Source organism: Sphingomonas sp. PWP1-2 (assembly GCF_049898305.1).
GTDB lineage: Bacteria > Pseudomonadota > Alphaproteobacteria > Sphingomonadales > Sphingomonadaceae > Sphingomonas > Sphingomonas glacialis.
Genome location: NZ_JAFCXM010000001.1, coordinates 300716 through 320854, shown reverse-complemented (window position 1 = coordinate 320854; position 20139 = coordinate 300716). Strand labels below are relative to the sequence as shown.

The window sequence follows — 20139 nt, the reverse complement described above, 5'->3', positions numbered from 1 at the left end:
CCCCACTGGCATCCGGCCAGTGGTGTTGAAGGAAACGATATGTTCGATACCAAGACCGTGACCACCCAATGGGGTGGCAAGACGCTGACGCTCGAAACCGGCCGCGTCGCGCGCCAGGCAGACGGCGCCGTGATGGCGACGCTCGGCGAGACCGTGGTGCTTTGCGCCGTGACCGCCGCCAAGTCGGTGAAGGAAGGCCAGGACTTCTTTCCGCTGACCGTCCACTATCAGGAAAAGTATTCGGCTGCCGGCCGCATCCCCGGTGGCTTCTTCAAGCGTGAGCGCGGCGCGACCGAAAAGGAAACGCTGACCAGCCGCCTGATCGACCGCCCGATCCGCCCGTTGTTCCCCGAAGGGTTCTACAACGAGATCAACGTGATCTGCCAGGTCCTGTCGTATGACGGCGAGAACGAGCCCGACGTGCTTGCGATGGTCGCCGCATCGGCTGCCCTCACCATCTCGGGCGTGCCCTTCATGGGTCCGATCGGCGCAGCGCGCGTCGGCTATATCGATGGCGAATACATCCTCAACCCGACCGTCGAGCAGACCAAGTCGGGCGAGCTCGACCTCGTCGTCGCCGCAACCGGCGCCGCCGTGATGATGGTCGAATCCGAAGCCAAGGAGCTTTCGGAAGAGGTCATGCTCGGCGCCGTCCAGTTCGCGCACAAGGCGTGCCGCGAAGCGGCGAACCTGATCATCGATCTTGCCGAGCAGGCTGCCAAGGATCCGTGGGAAATGGCCGCCCAGGCCGATCTCACCGCCGCCAAGGACAAGCTGCGCAAGCTCGTCGGCAAGGACATTGCCGCTGCCTACAAGGTGACCGACAAGGGCCAGCGTTCGCACCTGCTGTACGAAGTCCGCGCCAAGGCTCGCGAAGCCTTTGCCGACGCCGCGCCGCAGGACCAGATGGCTGCCGGCAAGCTCGTCAAGAAGCTCGAGGGCGAGATCGTCCGCGGGGCGATCCTCAAGGACGGCACGCGCATCGACGGTCGTACCACCACGCAGATCCGTCCGATCGAGGCGATGGTGCACTTCCTGCCGCGCGCGCATGGGTCTGCCCTGTTCACGCGTGGCGAGACGCAGTCGATCTGCACCACCACGCTCGGCACCAAGGACGCCGAGCAGATGATCGACGGCCTGACCGGCCTGTCGTACGAGAACTTCATGCTGCACTACAACTTCCCGCCCTACTCGGTCGGTGAAGTCGGTCGCTTCGGTGCGCCGGGCCGTCGTGAAGTCGGCCACGGCAAGCTCGCCTGGCGCGCGCTGCACCCGGTGCTGCCGTCGAAGGAAGAGTTCCCGTACACGATCCGCGTCCTGTCGGACATCACCGAGTCGAACGGCTCGTCTTCGATGGCGACGGTCTGCGGCGGTTCGCTGTCGATGATGGACGCCGGCGTGCCGCTCAAGCGCCCGGTCTCGGGCATCGCGATGGGCCTGATCCTCGAGGGCAAGGACTTTGCGGTTCTCTCGGACATCCTCGGCGACGAGGATCACCTCGGCGACATGGACTTCAAGGTCGCAGGGACCGAGGCCGGCATCACCACGATGCAGATGGACATCAAGATCGCGGGCATCACCGAAGAGATCATGCGTGTCGCTTTGGCCCAGGCAAAGGAAGGCCGCGCGCACATCCTCGGCGAAATGGCCAAGGCGCTCGACCACACCCGTGAGGAACTCTCGGCGCACGCACCGCGCATCGAGACCTTCACGATCGACAAGACCAAGATCCGTGACGTCATCGGCACGGGCGGCAAGGTCATTCGCGAGATCGTCGCGACGACCGGCGCCAAGGTCGACATCGACGACGAGGGCGTGATCAAGGTGTCGTCGTCCGACACCGCGCAGATCGACGCCGCGATCAAGTGGATCAAGGGCATCGTCGAGGAAGCGGAAGTCGGCAAGGTCTATGACGGCAAGGTCGTCAACCTGGTGGACTTCGGTGCGTTCGTGAACTTCATGGGTGGCAAGGACGGTCTCGTCCATGTCTCAGAAATCAAGAACGAGCGCGTCGAGAAGGTCTCGGATGTTCTTTCCGAGGGTCAAGAAGTGAAGGTCAAGGTCCTCGAGATCGACCCGCGCGGCAAGGTTCGCCTGTCGATGCGCGTCGTCGACCAGGAGACCGGTGCCGAGCTCGAAGACACGCGCCCAGCGCGCGAGCCGCGCGAAGGCGGCGACCGCGGTCCGCGTCCGCCGCGTCGTGATGGCGACGGTGGCCGTGGCCCGGGCGGCGGCGATCGTGGTCCGCGCGGCGGCGGTGGCGGCGGCGAAGGCCGTGGCCCGCGTCGTGACGGCGACGGTGGCCGTGGTCCGCGCCGCGATGGCGGCGGTGCACGCCCCGAGCGCGCCGCTGGCGGCAACGAGGACGGCCCTGCGCCCGAGTTCGCCCCGGCGTTCCTGACCGGCGATCGCGACTAACCCCCTGGCCGCAAGGCTAGGGTGAGAGAGGGGCTCGGAGCGATCCGGGCCCCTTTTTCGTGCGCGCTCGAACTGCGTAGAAACCGGCTCTTATCGGTTGCCGAAACTTCGCCTAGGCTTGCCCCATCATAAGGGGGATTCCATGCGTCGTTTCGTTCTCGCAGCCTTGCTCGCCACCGTCGCCGCGCCCGCGGTTGCCGCACCCGCCGACGATCTCCACCGCGTCATCGCCGATCACTGGGCGTGGTTCCTCAAATCGAACCCGGTCTATGCGACCTCGCTCGGCGTCCACGCCTATGACGATCGGCTCGGCGATTTCAGCCTGGCCGAGCTCGACCGCCAGGCGGCGCAGGCGGCGCTGTTCATCAAGCGGCTCGATGCGATCCCGGCGGCCAAGCTGACCGACGAGGACCGCACCAACAAGGCGATCCTGCGCCGCATCCTGTCCGAGCAGATCGAGGCGAACGGTTTCGGCGAGCGGATGATCACCTTCACCACGCTCGGCAGCTGGTATCAGAGCTTTGCCGGGCTCGCCGACACGGTGCCGGTTCGCACGCGCGCCGATTTCAAGAGCTACCTCATCCGGCTTGCGCAATTCCCCGGTGCCAATGCGCAGCAACTCGAGATCACGCGGCAAGCCGTCGCCGGCGGCTATGTCCAACCGTGCGCCGCGCTCGTCGGGTTCGAGACGACGATCTCCGGCGTGATCACCGCCAAGCCCGAGGACTCGCGCTTCTACGCGCCGTTCAAGGGCAACCGCCCGGCGGGGATGAGCGACACCGAATGGGCCGACTGGCAGAGCCGCGCGCGCGTGCTGATCACCGACACGATCAATCCCGAATATCGCAAGATCGCCGACTATTATCGCACCGCCTATCTCCCCAAATGCCGCGTCAGCGTCGGCGCCGCGGCGCTCCCCGAGGGCGCGAAATACTACGCTTTCCAGGTACGCCAGCAGACCACCACCGATCTGACGCCGGCGCAGATCCACGATATCGGGCTGTCGGAGGTCAAGCGGATCAAGACCGCGATGGAAGCGCTCGCCAAGAAGGCCGGTTTTGCCAGCCGCGAGGCGTTCATCCAGGAACTGCGCACCAACCCGAAATATTACGCCAAGAGCGAGACCGAGCTGATGAGCGCCGCCGCGCTGCAGGCCAAGGCGAACGACGGCAACATGCCCAAGCTGTTCGGCACGCTGCCGCGCCTGCCCTACGGCGTGCGCGCGATCCCGGCCGAAACCGCGCCGAGCAGCCCGACCGCCTACTACATGCCGGGGTCGCCCAAGGTCGGGATTTCGGGAACGTTCTACGTCAACACATCGAAGCTCGACCAGCGCCCACTCTATGAGCTGCCCGCACTGGTGAGCCATGAGGCGGTGCCGGGGCATCACAACCAGATCGCGCTGCAGCAGGAAATGAGCCTGCCCGACTTCCGCAAATACGACACCAATTTCACCGCCTTCGTCGAAGGCTGGGGGCTCTATTCGGAGCATCTCGGGATCGAGCTCGGTATTTACGACACGCCCGAAAAGGACATGGGGCGGCTGTCGTACGAAATGTGGCGCGCGTGCCGGCTGGTGGTCGATACCGGGCTGCACGCGCAAGGGTGGACCAAGGACCAGGCCCTCGCCTTCATGAAGGCCAACACCGCGCTGACCGACGCCAATATCGAGGCCGAGGTCAATCGCTACATTACCAATCCGGGCCAGGCGCTGGCGTACAAGCTCGGTGAATTGAAGATCCTCGCGCTGCGCAAGCGCGCCGAGACCAAGCTCGGCGCGAAGTTCGACGTGCGCCGCTTCCACGACGCCGTGCTCGAACATGGCGCGGTGCCGCTCGACTTGCTCGACACGCAGATCGACGCCTGGATCGCGCGCGAGCAACGCGCCGCCTGACGCCGCACGGCTGTCACACAAAGCGGGCAAGGCGGGGCGAAGGAGACAGACCATGAAGACCCCGCTGCGCCTTGCCGCGCTCGCGCTTGCCGTGGCGGCGCTCGGTGGCGCTGCGCCCGCGCCGAACGCCCCGGCCGGCCTCAAGGTCGATCGCGTCGTGCTGCTGATGCGCCACGGCATCCGCCCGCCGACCAAGGCGCAGCCGATGCCGCACGGTGTCGCCGCCGAGGCGTGGCCGAGCTGGCCGGTCGCGCCCGGCTGGTTGACCCCGCACGGTGCCGCCGCGGTGGTGGCGGTCGCGGGCGCGGACAGGGCAAGCTTTGCCGCGAGCGGACTGATGCCCGCGACGGCGTGCCCGACGCGCGTCGCATTGCTCGCCGACAGCGACCAACGCACGATCGCGACTGCGCAGAGCTATGCCACCGGGCTCGCGCCCGGCTGCGCGATCGCGATCGAGCATCGCGCGCAGGACGAAGCCGATCCGCTGTTCAACCAGATTGCCGACGGCCACGCACCGCTCGATCCGACACGCGCCGCCGCTGCGGTCGATGCAGCGGTCGGGCCCGGCGGGATCCCCGCAGTCGAGCGGAGCGTGGCGCCTTTGCTCGCGCGGCTCGATCGCATCCTGTGCGGGGCGGCGAAGACGGAGTGCGGAGTGGCGCGCGAGCCCTCGACGCTGACCCCCGCCACCGCGACGACGCGCCCCAAGCTCGGCGGCGCGCTCGACCGCGCCTCGACCGCGGCGCAGATCCTGCTGCTCGAATATGCCGAGGGGAAGCCCGTGGCAGAGATCGGCTGGGGCCGCGCGACAGCTGAGGACGTTACCGCGCTCGGTGCGTTCCATGCGCTCGAATTCCTTTTACTCGCGCGTCCGCCCTATATCGCGGCGCGCAACATGGCGGGGCTGAGCCCGCGGATCGTCGGCTGGCTGTCGGACGATGCGCCAACCGCGCCGACGATCGCGATGATCGCGGGGCACGACACGCAAGTCGCCAACCTCGCCGGGCTGCTCGATTTGCATTGGCGCGTGCCGGGCATCGCCGTCGACGATCCGGTGCCGGGCGGCGCGATCGTGCTCGAGCGGCTGAGCGACGCGAGCGGACAGCATTACGTCCGCGCGGTGTATCGCGCACAGTCGCTCGCCGAACTGCGCGCCGGCACCGCGCGGGCGCCGTACCGCGCGGTGTTGCCGATTGCAGGCTGCACCGCGCGGGGGGTGGTCGGCCTGTGCACGCTGGCGGCGTTCAGCGCGAAGCTCGCGGGACGCTAAGCGGCTCGCGCGCCGCGCCGCCCCCCCACTCGTCACCCCGGGCTTGTCCCGGGGTCCACCGGGACGCGGATCCTGCACGTGCAGGACGCGCGGCACGGTGGACCCCGGCACGAGGCCGGGGTGACGGTTAGGAGTGGCGTTTGGGACTCAGACGGCTTGCGCCTTGCGCGCCAGCATCGCTTGCTGGATGAAACCGAACACGACGGCGTCGAAGCCGGGATCGGCCTCGTGCTGCCATTCGTCCATCCGCTGGTACATCGCATTTACCCCCGACCGCATCGCGGGCGTCGCGACCGCTTCGAACGGCGCGAGCAACGCCTGCCACTCGTCGAGAAAGCGCTGCGCCGCATCGCTCTCGGGCGCGAGCGGCAGCGCCGCCTTGATCCGCCCGCCGAGATCGGCCCATTGCGCGGCATAGGCGGTCGGATCGTATTCGCGCGGCATTGCGCGCGCCGTCTCGGCAAACGCGGCTTTCTCCTCGGGCGTGAAGAAGCGGTCGGTCACCAAATCCCATTGATCGTGCGTCATCACTCGGTCTCCGTGCTGGATCAGCGAGCAGAAGGTCGCGACATCGATGGGCTCGCTACGCTCGATGCGGGACTGGACGGTGAGCAGCAGCGCGCGCGCCGCGGCAATGTCGTCGGCTTGCGCCGAGAGCGCGGCGAGTTGCGCCGCGACGATCCGCGCGAGCGACACCGGCCCATCGCGAGTGAATCGCTCGATCTGCGCGAGCGTCAGTCCAGCGCGCTTGAGCGTCACGATCTGATGGACGCGCTCGAGCTCGGCCGCGCCGTAGAAGCGCCGCCCCGACGCCGAGCGCAGCGGCCGCACCAGTCCGCGCGCTTCGTAGAAACGCAGCGCGCGCGTCGTCAGGCCGGTGCGGCGGGCGACATCGCTGATGTCGAGCGAGGGCGGTAGATCGGGCATGACGACGCTATGCCGCTTGACGCTGCGTCAACCGCAAGCGTTTTTTTACGGAGCGCCCAAAGTCGGGGCGATCAGCTCGGAAAATCGGTCCCGATGCTGGTCGCTTCCCCCGCCTCGATTTCGGCGAGCGTTTCGCGCAGCTTCTTGGTCACCGCGTCATAGCCCCATTTGCCGAGCACGAGATGGCGCGGCGGATCGGCCTGTTCGGTGAGCGCGATCATCGCGGTCGCCGCGCGTGCGGGATCGCCGGCCTGGCTGCCGCTGCCCTCGGACGTCCCGGCCAGGCGCTTGCCTGCGGTTTCGGCATAGGCCGCGATCGCCACCGGCGTCTGCTTGAGCGAGCGCCCGGCCCAGTCGGTGCGGAACGGCCCGGGCTCGACGCACGTCACCTTGATGCCGATCGGCGCGCCCTCGGCGCGCAAAGCGTCGGAGAAGCCTTCGACCGCGTGCTTGCTCGCGGCGTAATAGCCCGAGCCCGGGAAGCCGGCGAACCCGGCGACCGAGCTCAGATTGATGACATGGCCAGACTTCCGCTCGCGCATTCCAGGAAGGACGGCGCGGGTCAGCGCGAACAGGCCGAAGACGTTGGCCTCGAACTGCGCGCGGATTTCGGCATCCTCGCCTTCCTCGATCGACGCCTGATAGCCATAGCCGGCATTGTTCACGAGCACGTCGATCGCACCGAAGCGCTCGGTCGCGGCCGTGACCGCCGCCGCGATCTGCCCGGCATCGGCCATGTCGAGCGCCAGCGCGAGCACGCGGTCTTCGACGCCGTCCGCCAGATCGGCCACGCGCGCGGCGTCGCGCGCGGTCGCGACGAGCCGCCAGCCGCGCGCGAGCACTTGCTGCGCAAGCTCGCGACCGAAGCCGGTCGAGCAGCCGGTGACGAACCAGACGGGGGTATCGGAGGCCATGCGCAATTCCTTGGTCGGGGTCGGCGGGATCTGCGCGCGCGTGTCACGCGCTCCGCGCTCGGTCTGGTCAAGACGCCTGACGCGGCGAAGCGATCCCTGCGCGTCACCTGCGGGTCGGGCGGACCGACCGTCACGAAGGTTTCACACTTGCGGCGGATGGCGGTGCTTTCCTCTGTCCAAGGTAACAACGGTGGCGACGGTCCTGGTGGTCGAGGACGATCCCAAATCGGCGGACGCGATCTGCGCGATCCTCGCCGACGAGGGCTTGCGCGTGACGACGGTGCAAGATGGCGCCGCGGCGTTCCTTCAGGCGAAGGACAAGGATTTTGATGCGATCGTGCTCGACCGGATGCTGCCCGGCGGGATCGACGGAGTCGGCGTGCTCGACATGTTGCGCAAGGCCGGCATTCGCACCCCGGTGCTGATCCTCAGCGCACTTTCGGCCTTGGAGGAGCGCGTGCGGGGCTTGCGCGCCGGGGGCGACGATTATCTCGCCAAGCCGTTCGAGCCGCTCGAGCTCGCCGCGCGCGTGATGGCGCTGATCCGCCGGCGCGTGGCGGAGACCTCGTCGATCAGCCTCGAGCAGGGGCGCGTGCGGATCGACTTGATCGCGCGCGAGGCGTGGGTCGACGGCCAGAAGATCGAACTGCAGGCGCGCGAGCTGCAATTGCTCGAATATCTCGTGCGGCATCACGATCGGCCCGTCAGCCGCGCGATGATCTTCGAGGACGTGTGGGGCTATCGCTACGATCAGCGCACCAACGTCATCGACGTCCATGTCACGCGGCTGCGGCGCAAGATCGAGCGCGGCGACCTGCCGCCGCTGATCGAGACCGTGAGGGGGACCGGCTATGTCTTTCGCAGCGCTTGAACGCTGGCGCCGCAGTTCGAGCGTCCGCGTCGCGATCCTCTTCCTGCTGCTGTTCGGTGCGGCGGCGACCAGCCTGCTCGGCTTCGTGCATGATCGCGCGATCGCGCATTTCAATGCGCAGACCGACGAATGGCTCGCGCGCGAAATCGTGCGGATGAAGACGCAGACCGATCGCGCCGGGGCGATCGAACGCGTCGCGCGGCACAACCGCTCGGACGTTCATCATCTGCGCCCCTTCGGCCTGTTCGATCCGAGCGGACGCTGGCTCGCCGGCGCGCCACGCGCGCTCCCCGTCGGGCATCCCGACGAGCTGCCGTTCGACCTGACCAGCGTGACGCCGCGCGGCGAAGTCGATCTTCGCGCGATGACGCTCCGGCTGGCCACCGGCGATCGCTTCCTCGTCGCGCAGGACCTGCAGGAATCGCGCGCCTTCGCCGCAGAAATGGTGTCGGCGATCGTGTGGGGCGGCCTCACATTGCTCGTGCTCGGGCTGTCGGGCTCGGTGCTGCTCGCCGTCTCGCAGGAACGGCGGATCCGCCAGCTGACGCAGTCGCTGCACGCGATCATGGCGGGGCGACTCGACGCGCGCCTCGCGCCCTCGAAACGCCGCGACGAGCTCGACGCGCTCGCGTGCGAGGTCAATCGCATGCTCGACGAGGTCCAGCGGCTGATGCTCGAAGTGAAGGCGGCGGGCGACAATATCGCGCACGACATGCGCACCCCGCTGACGCGGCTGCTCGCGCGGTTGCGCCAGGCCGATGCCGACAACGCCAGCCCCGTGGTCATGGCCGCGGCGATCGGCGACGCGGTCGAGGAAGTCACCGGGATGATCGCGATGTTCAACGCGTTGCTGCGCATCTCGGAAATGAACGAGGGCGCGCGCCGCGAGGGCTTCCGCATGCTCGATCTCGCGCAAGTGGTGACCGATGCGACCGACTTCCACGAAGTCGCCGCGATCGAGCGCGGAGTCCGCATCCGGCGTGAGATGCCCGCCACGGTGGCGTTCGAGGGCGATGCCGATCTGCTGTTCGAGGCGGTCGGCAATCTGGTCGACAATGCGATAAAGTATACGCCGGCGGGCGGCGAGATCGTCATCGGGCTTGCGGCGGGGCCGGTGCTGACCGTCGCCGACAACGGCCCCGGCATCCCGCCGGGCGAGCGCGACAAGGTCTGCGCGCGCTTCCACCGCGTCGAGGCGAGCCGCAGCCAGCCGGGGAACGGCCTCGGCCTCGCGCTGGTTTCGGCGATCGCGCAGGTCCATCGGCTCGAACTGCGGATCGGCGATGGCGCGCCCGGCTGCGTCGCCACGCTCGCCGCGGCGTGAGCGGCGCTGCATTAACTCGAATTTAGCATAGCGACTTGGGCGGGCCATCGAACCGCCACACGACCGTAACCGCGTCGGCCTAGAGGCGGGGTCAGCCAGCGGGGAAGCAACCGGGGTTCGCCACGCGATGGCGGCCCGGCAGAAGCGCAACAATCGCCTGCAGCGTCTGGCCGATCTTATTGGGGAATTTTCGATGCGCGCGACTTTCCGACAGACCCTGCTCGCCGGGGTGGCCTTGTCCGTAACCTTGCCTGGCACCGCGATGGCGAACGATACGACCGCACCCGTCGTCGCGCCTGCGCCTGCCGCGCAAGCGACGCCGGGTAGCGAGCAGACCTCGACAAGCGCGAACAGCGCGGGGCAAGCGAACGACAAGCAGTCGCTGACCTCGGCCGACATCATCGTCACCGGGTCGAAGACCGCGCAGAGCGCGCCGATCACCGTCTCGCTGACGACCACGCAGCCGCAAGCCGCAGTCAGCCGCGATTACATCGCCAACACCACCGCCACAGCCGATTTCAACGAGCTGATCGCGCTGACCCCGAGCGTGTCGATCTCGGGCGCGGGCAACGGCTATGGCCTCGGCGAGACCAAGGCGACGATCCGCGGTTTCCAGGACGGCGAATATAACGTCACCTACGATTCGATCCCCTTTGCCGACACCAACAACCCGACGCACCATTCGACCGCGTTCTTCCCGTCGAACACGATCGAGACGATCGTCGTCGATCGCGGCCCCGGCAACGCCAGCCAGCTCGGCCAGGCGACCTATGGCGGCAACATCAACATGTATTCGCGCGCCGCGAGCGAGCAGCAGAGCGCGCAGGTCGAGGGCATTGTCGGCAACTGGAACACCTTTATCGGCCGCGCCGAATTGCAGTCGGGGAGCATCGCCAAGCTCGGCGGGGCGCGGATCGTGCTGACGGGGCAGTATCTGCAGTCGGACGGCGCGCTGACCTATTCGCCGGTCGGCTCGAAGAACCTCTACGGCAAGATCGTCGCGCCGATCGGCAGCCACAACACGCTGACGATCATGAGCACGTGGAACCGCAACCATTATTACCAGTCGGACGTCCTCAAGGGCGCGACCTGCGGCAGCGCGAATGTCGGCAAGGACGGCACGACCGCGCTCGGCAACGACGGCCAGCCGTTGACGCAGCTGACCGGCAATAATTGTGCGATAGGTTCGAACGTTGGATTCTACGGTCGGAATTACGGGCTGGGCAACGATCCGACCAAGCCGGATTATTGGAAATACAACCGCACCGACAAGACCACCGATTTCTCGTACGTTCGCCTGCAGAGCGATCTCGGGTCGGGCTTCTCGCTCGACAATCGCGGGTACATGTACGGCTACACCAACAACACGCTGTCGGGGAACACCGGCTCGGTCATCAGCGGCTTCAGCGGCGCAGGCACCGCGGCCTCGCCCTACAAGACGGTGGCGGGCCAGCCGACCGACATCCTCGGCTATGACAAGCTCAACAAATATCGTGTCTTCGGCTATATCGGCCAGATCAATTACGACTTCGCGCTCGGCAAGATCCGTGTCGGCGGCTGGTACGAACACGCCGTCACCGATCGCCACCTGATCGACCTCGACCGCACCACCGGCGGCTTCAGCTTCAACGAGAAGTTCAACAACGGCAACGGCACCGCAGCGCAGCTCGCGCTGCCGCCAATCGCGCAGGCCAATCTCGCTTACGTCCAGCATTCGAACTGGAACCAGTATCAGCTGTTCGGCGAGTTCGAATTCCACCCGGTCGAAGGCCTGTCGATCACGCCCGGCGTGAAATACGTCCATTTCGAGCGCGGCATCGCCGCCCCGGTCAACCAGAAGACGCGCCTGCCGCTCTACACCAGCCAGATCTGGACCAAGACGCTGCCGTTCGCGACGATCAACTATATGCCGACGAGCAACTGGTCGTTCTACGGCCAATATGCGCAAGGGATGTACGTCCCCGACCTGTCGAGCTTCTACTCGGCCTCGGGCACGCTCTCGACCGCCCTCGATGCGCTCAAGCCGCAGACCTCGACCAACTATCAGCTCGGCACCGTGTGGCACGGCAACAAGGTCTCGGTCGACGTCGACGGATACATCATCAACATCGACAACAAGATCGGCACCTGCACCACGACCGGCTGCGACCAGACGCTGCTCGTCAATATCGGCAAGGTCCGCTACAAGGGCGTCGAGGGCTCGCTCAGCTACATGCCGGTCCGTGGTCTGACGCTGTTCGGCAACGGCTCGTACAACAAGGCGCTCAGCGTGACGAGCGGCGCACAGATCGCCAAGGCGCCCTTCTCGACCGCGGCGGGCGGCTTCATCTATCGCAATGCGGGCTTCCGCCTGTCGTTCGACCAGAAGTTCACCGGTCCCCAATATGCCAGCGAATATAACGGCAGCCCCGGCTACCGCCTGTATCGCATCCGCCCGTACAGCATCGGCGAATTCGCGATCAGCCAGGAATTCAAGGGCGGGCTGCGGCTCGGCGTCACGGTCAACAACGTGTTCAACAGCCGCGCGGTGACCGCGATCTCGACCAGCGCGAGCGGCGCGCCGATCACGGGCGGCTTCCAGAGCGGTTACGGTCAGCTCGACCAGTTCAGCTATTTGCCGCCGCGCTCGTTCCTGGCTTCGGCCCGGATCAAGTTCTGATCGCTTCGAGCAAGGACAAGACGATGCAGAAGCTTCTGGGTTCGGCGCTGGCGGTGCTGGCGCTGGGGATGATCGGGTCGGCCGGGATGGCTGCCCCGCACGCCTTCCACTATCTCGCCGCGCCCGATTTCGCGCCGAGTGCGGTACTCCCCGCCCCGCCCGCGCCAGGATCGGTGCAGGAGCAGAGCGAACTCGCGCAGCTGCGCACGCTGATCGCGGCGGCACCGGCCGAACGGCTCGCGCGCGCGCGGTTCGACGACGGCAACGAGACCCCGGCGCTGTTCGATCGCACGCTCGGCGTCGAGCTCGAAAAATACCCGCTGACTTGGGCGCTGCTGCGCGACGTGCAGGCGGAAGCCGAGGCGGCGGTCAGCTTGAGCAAGGCCTATTTCCATCGCACGCGGCCTTATGGGATCGACCCGACGCTGCCCAATTGCGCCAAGAAGACGATCGGCAAGCCCGCCACTTCCTATCCGAGCGGCCACGCCATCCTCGGCTATTCGACGGGCTTCGTGCTCGCGCGGCTGATCAAGGGCCGCTCGTCAGAGATCTTCGATCGCGCCGCCGATTATGCGATGAGCCGCGAATTGTGCGGCGTCCATTTCGCAAGCGACCTCGATGCGAGCCACGCGCTCGGCACGCTCGTCGCGAGCGCGCTGTTGGCCAATCCCGCCTTCCGCGCCAAGTTCGAGGCCGCGCACGCCGAACTGCTCGCGGCGCACGTCGCCGGGGCCTGAGCGAAGCAGGCAGCGCGACTGCCCGCAGCCTATACGCTCAGCCGACCGTCGTGTGGAACACGTGCCCGACGCCCGCGGTAACCGCCATCGCGATCGATCCCCATACCATCACGCGGACCACGCCGGGCAGGATCGGCGCCCCGCCGGTCCGCGCCCCCGCTGCGCCGAGCACCCCGAGCGTCAACACCGCGACGATCGCGATCGCCCACAGGATCATGCTCGCGGGCACGAGCAACGCGGTCAGCACCGGCGGCAAGCCACCGGCGAGGAAGCATGCGGCCGAGGCGACCGCCGCCTGGAGCGGATTGGCGGTCGAGGTGTCGGTAATACCGAGCTCGTCGCGGGTATGGGCCTCGAGCGCGTCATGCTCGCTCAGCGCCGCGACCACCTCGACCGCGAGCGCCTTGGGCAGGCCGCGCTTCATGTAGATCGCCGCGAGTTCACGCTGTTCGTGCTCGGGATTGGCCTCGAGCTCGAGCCGTTCGCGCTCGATATCGGCCTTTTCCGAATCCGCCTGCGAGCTGACCGAGACATATTCGCCCGCCGCCATCGACATCGCCCCCGCGACGATCCCCGCGACGCCCGTCAGGATGATCTGCGACGTTCCCGCAGCGGCGGCGGCAACGCCGACCATCAGGCTCGACGTCGACAACAGCCCGTCATTGGCGCCGAGCACCGCCGCGCGCAGCCAGCCGATCCGCGTGACATAATGCGATTCGCCATGCGCCTTATCGGCGCGCTCCTGTGCGGTTGCTTCGAGCAAACTCATCGAACGCCTTTCCAATAGCCGATCCCCGTCCGAATCGCCCGATCCGGCCGTACCGCGCCGATCGCGTACCCGTAAGCCCCTTTGCACGTCGGTACGTTCCACAATCCGCAGGGGACGCCCCGCCGGCAGCGCGTCCGGCATCACAGCGCGGAGTCTGAACCGCAATTCAGTTGACGCCCGCCACCCCCCGCGCCGAACACGCGTGCGTGACTCGCATCCTCCTCCTCGAAGACGATATCGGCACCGCGACCGAGATAACGCTCGAGCTCGTGGCGAACGGCTATGCGGTGACGCACCGGCTCCTCGTATCCGAAGGGTTGGCTGCGGCGCACGAAGAGGCGATCGACTTGCTGATCGTCGACCGCCAGTTGCCCGATGGCGACGGGCTCGAACTCATTGCCGCGCTTCGCCGGAGCGGTCGCCGGACGCCGGCACTCGTGCTCAGCGCACTCGGCAGCCTCGATGATCGCGTGCGCGGGTTACGCGCGGGCGGCGACGACTATCTGCCCAAGCCCTTCGCGCTGGTCGAGCTGATCGCCCGCGTCGAGGCGCTGCTGCGCCGCCCCAACGAGACGCGCGATACGCGGCTGATTGCCGGGCCGCTCGACCTCGACTTGCTCGCCGGCGTCGCCACGCGCGCCGGTCGCGCGCTAGAGCTGCTGCCGCGCGAATTGAAGCTGCTCGACTATCTGGTGCGGCGCCCGGGCCGCATCGTGACGCGCTCGATGTTGTTGCAGGATGTATGGGGCTATACGTTCGAGCCCAACAGCAACGTGGTCGATGTCCATATCGGCCGGCTGCGGCGCAAGGTCGATGCCGAGGGCGAGCCGCAGCTCATCCGCAACGTTCGCGGACAAGGATATATCTTCGATGTTCCTGGCTGACCCGCGCGTGCGTGCGACGTGGCGCTGGGGCGGTGCGATCGCGGTGTTGCTGATCGTCCAGTCGGTAGTGCTGTCGGGTCTGTTCTGGCTGCTCGCCTCGAACAGCCACCGCCATTCGGCCGAGGCCGCGTTCCAGGCCGATTGCCGGACGGTCGGCGCGCTGCACGATCCCGAACGCCATGCCGCCTTGCGCCGGATGATCGCCGAGGACATCCACCGCGATCGCTTCCTCGCTCTGTTCGACGCGGACCGGCGGCTGCTCGACGGCAATGTCGCCGCGATCCCGCCGGGGGTCATCGTCGGTCGCGGCTCGACGATCGCGACGGTGGTGCCGACGCAACTGCCCGGCAAGACCAGCGACGTCGCGCGGCTCGCGCTGTGCGCAATGCCCGATGGTGATCTGCTGCTCACCGGGATCGACCTCGACGAAGCCGAAGAGGCGCTCCGCGTCGTCGAGCGATCGCTGATCATCGGGCTCGCACTCGGGCTGGTGCTCGCAGTCGGCGTCGGATTGATCGCGGGCCGCCGCGCCGCGCGTCAAGTGGACAGCGTACGGGAATTGACCGAGGCGATCGTTGCAGGCGATCTCGACGTGCGGCTTGCGGTCGGCGCGCGGCCCGACAGTTTCGAGCTGCTGTGCGCGCACATCAACACGATGCTCGACCGATTGCAGGTGCTCGTCTCCGATGTGCGCGTCATCGGCGACGACATCGCGCACCAGCTTCGCACGCCGCTCACGCGACTGCGCGCGCGGATCGAGCGCGGTTTGCGCGAGGCGGGCGACCGCGCGGCGTTCGAACAGGTCGCCGAAGCCGCGCTCGCCGAGATCGACACGCTGCTCGGCATCGTCGCGGCGCTGCTGCGCGTCCGCGAGCTCGAGAACACCGCACGGCGCAGCCGCTTCGCGACGATCGACCTCGCGCACCTCGTCGGCGACGCGTGCGAACTCCACACGCCGACCGCCGAGGATCGCGGTATCACGCTCGAGTGCGCGATCGAGCCCGCGCCCGCAGTCGAGGGCGATGCAAGCTTGCTGATCGAAGCGGTGTCCAATCTGATCGACAATGCGATGAAGTTCGGCCCTGCCGGCGGCACCGTCCGCGTCACGCTCCGTCGTGAGGGCGAGGCCGCGGTGATTACCGTCGCCGATGACGGCGCGGGCGTCGCGCCGGCCGAGCGCGCGCTCGTCACGCAGCGTTTCTATCGCGGGCGGCATGAGTGCGAGGGGGCTGGACTCGGCCTCAGCCTCGTCAAGGCGATCGTCGATTTGCACGGCTTCACGCTGCAATTCGCCGACCAGGAGAGCGCGGTGTCGCTCGTTTGCCGCCCAACCGCGCGACTGAACTAGAATTTAGAGAGCCAATGCGCGTTTCGTCCGTTGTCGCCGGCGTAGCGCCATGGACGCCTTGTCCTGTGCCGCGTTGAAAGGGCGACACGCATGACCATTTTCGATCGAGCCCGGCGAAATGGCATCGCACCGCTTGGTGCGCTGATCGCCGGCCTCGCCCTCGCCGGCTGCGTGTCGACGACGCATGTCGCAAGCGCACCGGCGCCGCGCTTCGATGCGGTGGCGTTCTTTGCGGGGCGCAGCGAAGGCAACGGCGTGCTCAAGATCGCGCTGCACCGGCCTGCCACCACGCTGGTCGAGGGCAATGGCCGCGTCACCGACGATGGCAGCATCGTGCTCGATCAGACGGTGCGGCGGCAAGGCAAGCCCGCGACGCAGCGCCAATGGGTGCTGCATCCGATCGGCACTGATCGCTATACGGGGACGCTCAGCGACGCGGTCGGCCCGGTCGACGGGCGTGTCGACGGCTCTGTGCTGCACTTGCGCTTCGCGATGAAAGGCGGGTTGCAGGCGGAGCAGTTTCTCGCGCTTCAGCCGGGTGGAACGGTCGCGCAAAACGTGATGATCGTCCGCAAAATGGGCGTGGCCGTAGCGCGCCTCGACGAAACGATCACGCGGCTCGGGCGCTGAACGCGCCCGAGCGGTTTGCATCCTCTGCCAGTGGCACTCGTCTGCGCGAGGCCTTGGTGGCTTGCATGACCGGCCCTCCTGGCGGCGGGCCCAGTCGCATCAATTGGCCGCGGCGAGCACGGTCTTGGCGGCCGGTGCCGCCTTGGCGGCAGCAACCGCGCTGCGATCGTCGCAACGGACCAGCGCGGGCGACTGGACGGTCTTGCCAGCCGGGGTATGGACGTGATGGACGGTGCAACCCTGCTTAAGCGCGTCGCTGACTTGCTGCGGGCTGTGCGCCAGGCGATCGGCGAGCGCGGGCGTTGCAATGAGAGCGGGGGTGATGAGCGCGGCGGCGAGAATGGTGCGGAACATGGGAGATCTCCTCGAAGGGACAATGACACCCAGATACGCGCGCAACCTTGCTCGCGCCGTTCGCCGCGATGACAAAGTGTTTCTGGCACAATCGGCTGACACGCCGGATTTGACCCCCCTCCAGCCCTCGCCTACCTCACTGCAGCAATGTCTGTAACCGACCCCACCCCGCTCATGCCGACCATCGTCCTGGTCGAGGACGACCCGCATCTGCGCATGCTGACGACGCGCGCGCTGCAGGAAAACGGCTACACCGTCCGCCCTGCCTCGACCGCGCCCGAAATGTGGCTGGCGATCGACCAGGGGCCGGTCGATCTGGTGCTGCTCGACATCATGCTGCCGGGGACCAGCGGGATCGATCTGTGCCGCGCGATCCGCCAGAAGAGCGACGTGCCGATCATCTTTGTCTCGGCCAAGGGATCGGAAACTGACCGCGTCATCGGGCTCGAGCTCGGCGCCGACGATTACATCGCCAAGCCGTTCGGCACGCGCGAATTGCTCGCGCGCGTCCGCGCGGTGCTCCGCCGCGGTGGTGTCGAGCGACAAGCGACGCCGCGCGACAATGGGATGCTGCGGTTCGACGGTTGGTCGGTCAATTTACCGCGCCGCGAATTGCTGTCGCCGACGGGTGCGCTGGTCGATCTGACCGGCGCCGAGTTCGACCTGCTCGTCACGCTGTGCGACCATAGCGGCCGCGTGATCGCGCGCGAGCGGCTGATCGAGCTGTCGCGCACCCGGCTCGGCGACAGTTCGGATCGCAGCATCGACGTGCTCGTCAGCCGGCTGCGGCGCAAGCTGTCGAGCACCGGGGTCGATGCGCCGATCGCGACGGTGCGTGGCATCGGCTATATGTTCAGCGCCCCCGTGACGCGCGATTGAGCGCGGCGCTGCGCCGGCACCTCCACACCCCGGCCGGCCTGATCGGCCAGATCTTCGCGATCCTCCTGCTCGCGATGATCCTCGAATTCGGCGTGTCGACGGTGCTCTACGAACGCGCGAGCCAATTCTCGGTGCGTGACGACGAGGCGCGGCGGCTCGCCGAGCATCTCGTCATCGCGCGCAAATTGCTCGACGAGCAGGTACCCGCCGCACGCCCGCTGCTCGCGCGCGAGCTGACCACCAGCCGCTACGAAATCGAGTGGGCGCCAGCGCTCGCCCCGCCACCGCCGCTCGCGCCGTCGCTCGACCGGATGTACCGTCAGGTGATCGGCTGGGAGCCCGATCTCGCGCATGCCGATCTGCGGCTCAACCTCGCCTCGCCCGGCCGCAATGCGGTGACCGCGGGCGGCGTGACGCTCGCCGACCGCAGCTGGATGCGCTTCCACACGCGCCAGCCGATCCACCAGGCCAATCTGTCGAGCGAACGCATCATCCTCGCGATGATCCCGGCGGGCGCCTTGCTGCTGATGGGCGGTCTGTTCATCCGCCGCACGCTGCTCCCCTTGCGCCGTCTCGCGCTCGCCGCCGACGCGGTCGGCAGCGGGAGCGACCGCGACGAAGCGGTGCCCGAGGCCGGCCCGAGCGAAGTGCGCCGCGTGATCGGCGCGTTCAACCGGATGCACGCGCGAATCTATCAATTGATCGCCGACCGGACGCAGGCGCTCGCCGCGGTCGGGCACGATCTGCGCACCCCGCTCGCGCGGCTGCGGATGCGTGCCGATGCGATCTCGGACGAGGCGTTGCGCGACGCGGTCGAGGCCGACGTGCTCGAAATGGACGCGATGGTCGCCTCGCTGCTCGCCTATCTCGGTGGCGAGGGCGAGAGCGAGCCGCGCGTCGCGATCGACCTCGCGGTGCTGTGCGAAACGGTGTGCGACGACGTCAGCGATCGCGGGCGCGAGGCGGTGTACACCGGCCCCGACCATCTCGAACTGTCGGTGCGCCCCGTCACGCTCAAGCGCGCGATCGTCAATCTCGTCGAGAATGCGCTGCATTACGGCGAGCGCGTCTTCCTGACGCTGCTGCGCGACGGCAGCAGCGTGGTGATCCGGATCGAGGATGACGGACCCGGCATTCCGGCGGCATCGCTGGCGCGCGTGCTCGAGCCTTTCGTGCGGCTCGACACGGCGCGCGCGCGCGACACGATCGGGCTCGGGCTCGGCCTGTCGATCGTCGCGCGCGCGGTGGCCGAGCATGGCGGGACGTTGGCCTTGTCGAACCGGCCCGAGGGCGGGTTGCGCGCGGAGATCGCGCTGCCGGCGGTTTCTTAGACCCAACCGTCACCCCGGCCTTGTGCCGGGGCCCACCGTGCCGCGCACCTTGCGGCTGACAGCGCGCGTGTCCCGGTGGACCCCGGCACAAGGCCGGGGTGACGGAGAATGGGTCGCCTGCGCCAGAGCAATCATTCGTAACGGACCCGCCGCGTCGCAGCAAAACACGCCGGCTAAATGCTGTCCTGACCCCGTTCCCCCACGGGTACCTCAAGGAGCAGAGTCATGAACGACCTCATCGGACGCGTCCTCAGTTTCGAGAAAGCCGTCTTTCCCGACCAGAGCGCTCTTTATGCAAAGCTCGCGCAGCACGGCCAGAGCCCCAAGGCCCTGATGATCTCGTGCGCCGACTCGCGCGTCGTCCCCGAACATATCATGCAGGCCGAGCCGGGCGATCTGTTCGTCTGCCGCAACGCCGGCAACATCGTCCCGCCGTCGTCGTCGCAAATGGGCGGCGTGTCGTCGACCGTCGAATATGCCGTGTCGGCGCTCGGCGTGCGCGACATCATCATTTGCGGCCATTCGGACTGCGGCGCGATGAAGGCGCTGATGAACCCCGAGATGCTGAACGGCATGCCCAATGTCGCCGCCTGGCTTCGCCACAGCCACGCCGCCGAATGCGTCGTGCGCCAGGGCTATCCCGAGCTGACCAACGAGGAAGGCGTCCGCGCCGCAGCGCTCGAGAACGTCGTCGTCCAGCTCCAGCATCTGCGCACGCATCCCTCGGTCGCCGCGGGTATCGCGCGCGGCGAGATTTCGCTGCACGGCTGGTTCTTCGACATCGGCGCCGGCGCGATGTACGCGCTCGACGGCGCAACGGGTCGCTTCGCGCAGATCCAGGCGGACGAGCCGCTCCCGGTCGCCCACGCCGCGCAGCGCCACCGCGCTTCGGACGTCGAGTATCTGGAAGCCGCAGAGTGAAACTCCCGT

17 protein-coding genes are annotated in these 20139 nt (G+C 67.6%); 13 read left to right on the top strand and 4 right to left on the bottom strand.

Going from position 1 to position 20139, the window contains the following annotated elements; translation table 11 throughout:
* Positions 1-39: 39 nt before the first annotated feature.
* The 3 genes from pnp (at position 40) to ACP7C5_RS01565 (ending at position 5582) form a co-directional block, all read left to right on the top strand.
* Complete coding sequence (gene pnp, locus ACP7C5_RS01575) at positions 40-2418, top strand: polyribonucleotide nucleotidyltransferase (protein WP_426262948.1); 2379 nt, start codon at positions 40-42, stop codon at positions 2416-2418.
* 142 nt (positions 2419-2560) lie between these two features.
* Positions 2561-4312 (top strand): DUF885 domain-containing protein, encoded by a 1752-nt coding sequence (locus ACP7C5_RS01570; RefSeq protein ID WP_426262947.1) that lies wholly within the window; start codon positions 2561-2563, stop codon positions 4310-4312.
* A gap of 52 nt (positions 4313-4364) precedes the next feature.
* Positions 4365-5582 (top strand): histidine-type phosphatase, encoded by a 1218-nt coding sequence (locus ACP7C5_RS01565; RefSeq protein WP_426262946.1) that lies wholly within the window; start codon positions 4365-4367, stop codon positions 5580-5582.
* Positions 5583-5729: 147 nt separating this feature from the next.
* On the opposite strand, the gene ACP7C5_RS01560 is transcribed toward ACP7C5_RS01565, so the two are convergent.
* On the bottom strand, positions 5730-6509 hold the full coding sequence (locus ACP7C5_RS01560; RefSeq protein WP_426262945.1) for a MerR family transcriptional regulator: 780 nt from the start codon (positions 6507-6509) through the stop codon (positions 5730-5732).
* Between the two features lie 71 nt (positions 6510-6580).
* Positions 6581-7423, bottom strand: a complete 843-nt coding sequence (locus ACP7C5_RS01555) for an oxidoreductase (protein ID WP_426262944.1) — start codon at positions 7421-7423, stop codon at positions 6581-6583.
* Positions 7424-7613: 190 nt separating this feature from the next.
* Here ACP7C5_RS01555 and ACP7C5_RS01550 point away from each other — a divergent pair, with 190 nt between their 5' ends.
* From ACP7C5_RS01550 to ACP7C5_RS01535, 4 genes are all read left to right on the top strand, one after another.
* Entirely contained in the window at positions 7614-8294 is a 681-nt protein-coding gene (locus tag ACP7C5_RS01550; RefSeq protein ID WP_133190154.1) for a response regulator transcription factor, read from the top strand.
* A complete protein-coding gene (locus ACP7C5_RS01545) occupies positions 8275-9618 on the top strand; it encodes a sensor histidine kinase (RefSeq protein ID WP_426262943.1) in 1344 nt (447 codons plus the stop codon). The genes ACP7C5_RS01550 and ACP7C5_RS01545 overlap by 20 nt, the downstream gene beginning before the upstream one ends.
* Before the next feature lie 193 nt (positions 9619-9811).
* Entirely contained in the window at positions 9812-12277 is a 2466-nt protein-coding gene (locus tag ACP7C5_RS01540; protein WP_426262942.1) for a TonB-dependent receptor, read from the top strand.
* 23 nt (positions 12278-12300) lie between these two features.
* Positions 12301-13014 (top strand): phosphatase PAP2 family protein, encoded by a 714-nt coding sequence (locus tag ACP7C5_RS01535; protein ID WP_426262941.1) that lies wholly within the window; start codon positions 12301-12303, stop codon positions 13012-13014.
* 37 nt (positions 13015-13051) lie between these two features.
* On the opposite strand, the gene ACP7C5_RS01530 is transcribed toward ACP7C5_RS01535, so the two are convergent.
* Positions 13052-13783, bottom strand: coding sequence for a VIT1/CCC1 transporter family protein (locus ACP7C5_RS01530; RefSeq protein WP_133190162.1), 732 nt, complete (start codon positions 13781-13783; stop codon positions 13052-13054).
* A 206-nt stretch (positions 13784-13989) separates the two neighbouring features.
* Between ACP7C5_RS01530 and ACP7C5_RS01525 the strand changes: the two genes are divergently transcribed.
* From ACP7C5_RS01525 to ACP7C5_RS01515, 3 genes are all read left to right on the top strand, one after another.
* Positions 13990-14667: a response regulator transcription factor gene (locus ACP7C5_RS01525; RefSeq protein WP_133190164.1), complete on the top strand. Its 678-nt coding sequence runs from the start codon at positions 13990-13992 to the stop codon at positions 14665-14667.
* The gene (locus ACP7C5_RS01520) at positions 14654-16015 is read left to right on the top strand and encodes a sensor histidine kinase (protein ID WP_426262940.1); all 1362 of its coding nucleotides are present in this window, start codon (positions 14654-14656) and stop codon (positions 16013-16015) included. Before ACP7C5_RS01525 ends, ACP7C5_RS01520 begins: the two co-directional genes overlap by 14 nt.
* 90 nt (positions 16016-16105) lie before the next feature.
* Positions 16106-16645 carry a DUF3833 family protein gene (locus tag ACP7C5_RS01515; protein ID WP_426262939.1) on the top strand — a complete coding sequence of 180 codons (540 nt, stop codon included), beginning with the start codon at positions 16106-16108 and terminating at the stop codon, positions 16643-16645.
* Positions 16646-16744: 99 nt separating this feature from the next.
* On the opposite strand, the gene ACP7C5_RS01510 is transcribed toward ACP7C5_RS01515, so the two are convergent.
* Positions 16745-16999 carry a hypothetical protein gene (locus ACP7C5_RS01510; RefSeq protein WP_426262938.1) on the bottom strand — a complete coding sequence of 85 codons (255 nt, stop codon included), beginning with the start codon at positions 16997-16999 and terminating at the stop codon, positions 16745-16747.
* A gap of 174 nt (positions 17000-17173) precedes the next feature.
* Here ACP7C5_RS01510 and ACP7C5_RS01505 point away from each other — a divergent pair, with 174 nt between their 5' ends.
* The 3 genes from ACP7C5_RS01505 to ACP7C5_RS01495 all read left to right on the top strand — a co-directional run bounded on the left by ACP7C5_RS01505 (position 17174) and on the right by ACP7C5_RS01495 (position 20130).
* Positions 17174-17878 (top strand): response regulator transcription factor, encoded by a 705-nt coding sequence (locus ACP7C5_RS01505; protein ID WP_133190172.1) that lies wholly within the window; start codon positions 17174-17176, stop codon positions 17876-17878.
* On the top strand, positions 17875-19209 hold the full coding sequence (locus tag ACP7C5_RS01500; protein ID WP_426262937.1) for an ATP-binding protein: 1335 nt from the start codon (positions 17875-17877) through the stop codon (positions 19207-19209). The genes ACP7C5_RS01505 and ACP7C5_RS01500 overlap by 4 nt, the downstream gene beginning before the upstream one ends.
* Before the next feature lie 225 nt (positions 19210-19434).
* A complete protein-coding gene (locus tag ACP7C5_RS01495) occupies positions 19435-20130 on the top strand; it encodes a carbonic anhydrase (protein WP_133190174.1) in 696 nt (231 codons plus the stop codon).
* Positions 20131-20139: the final 9 nt, after the last annotated feature.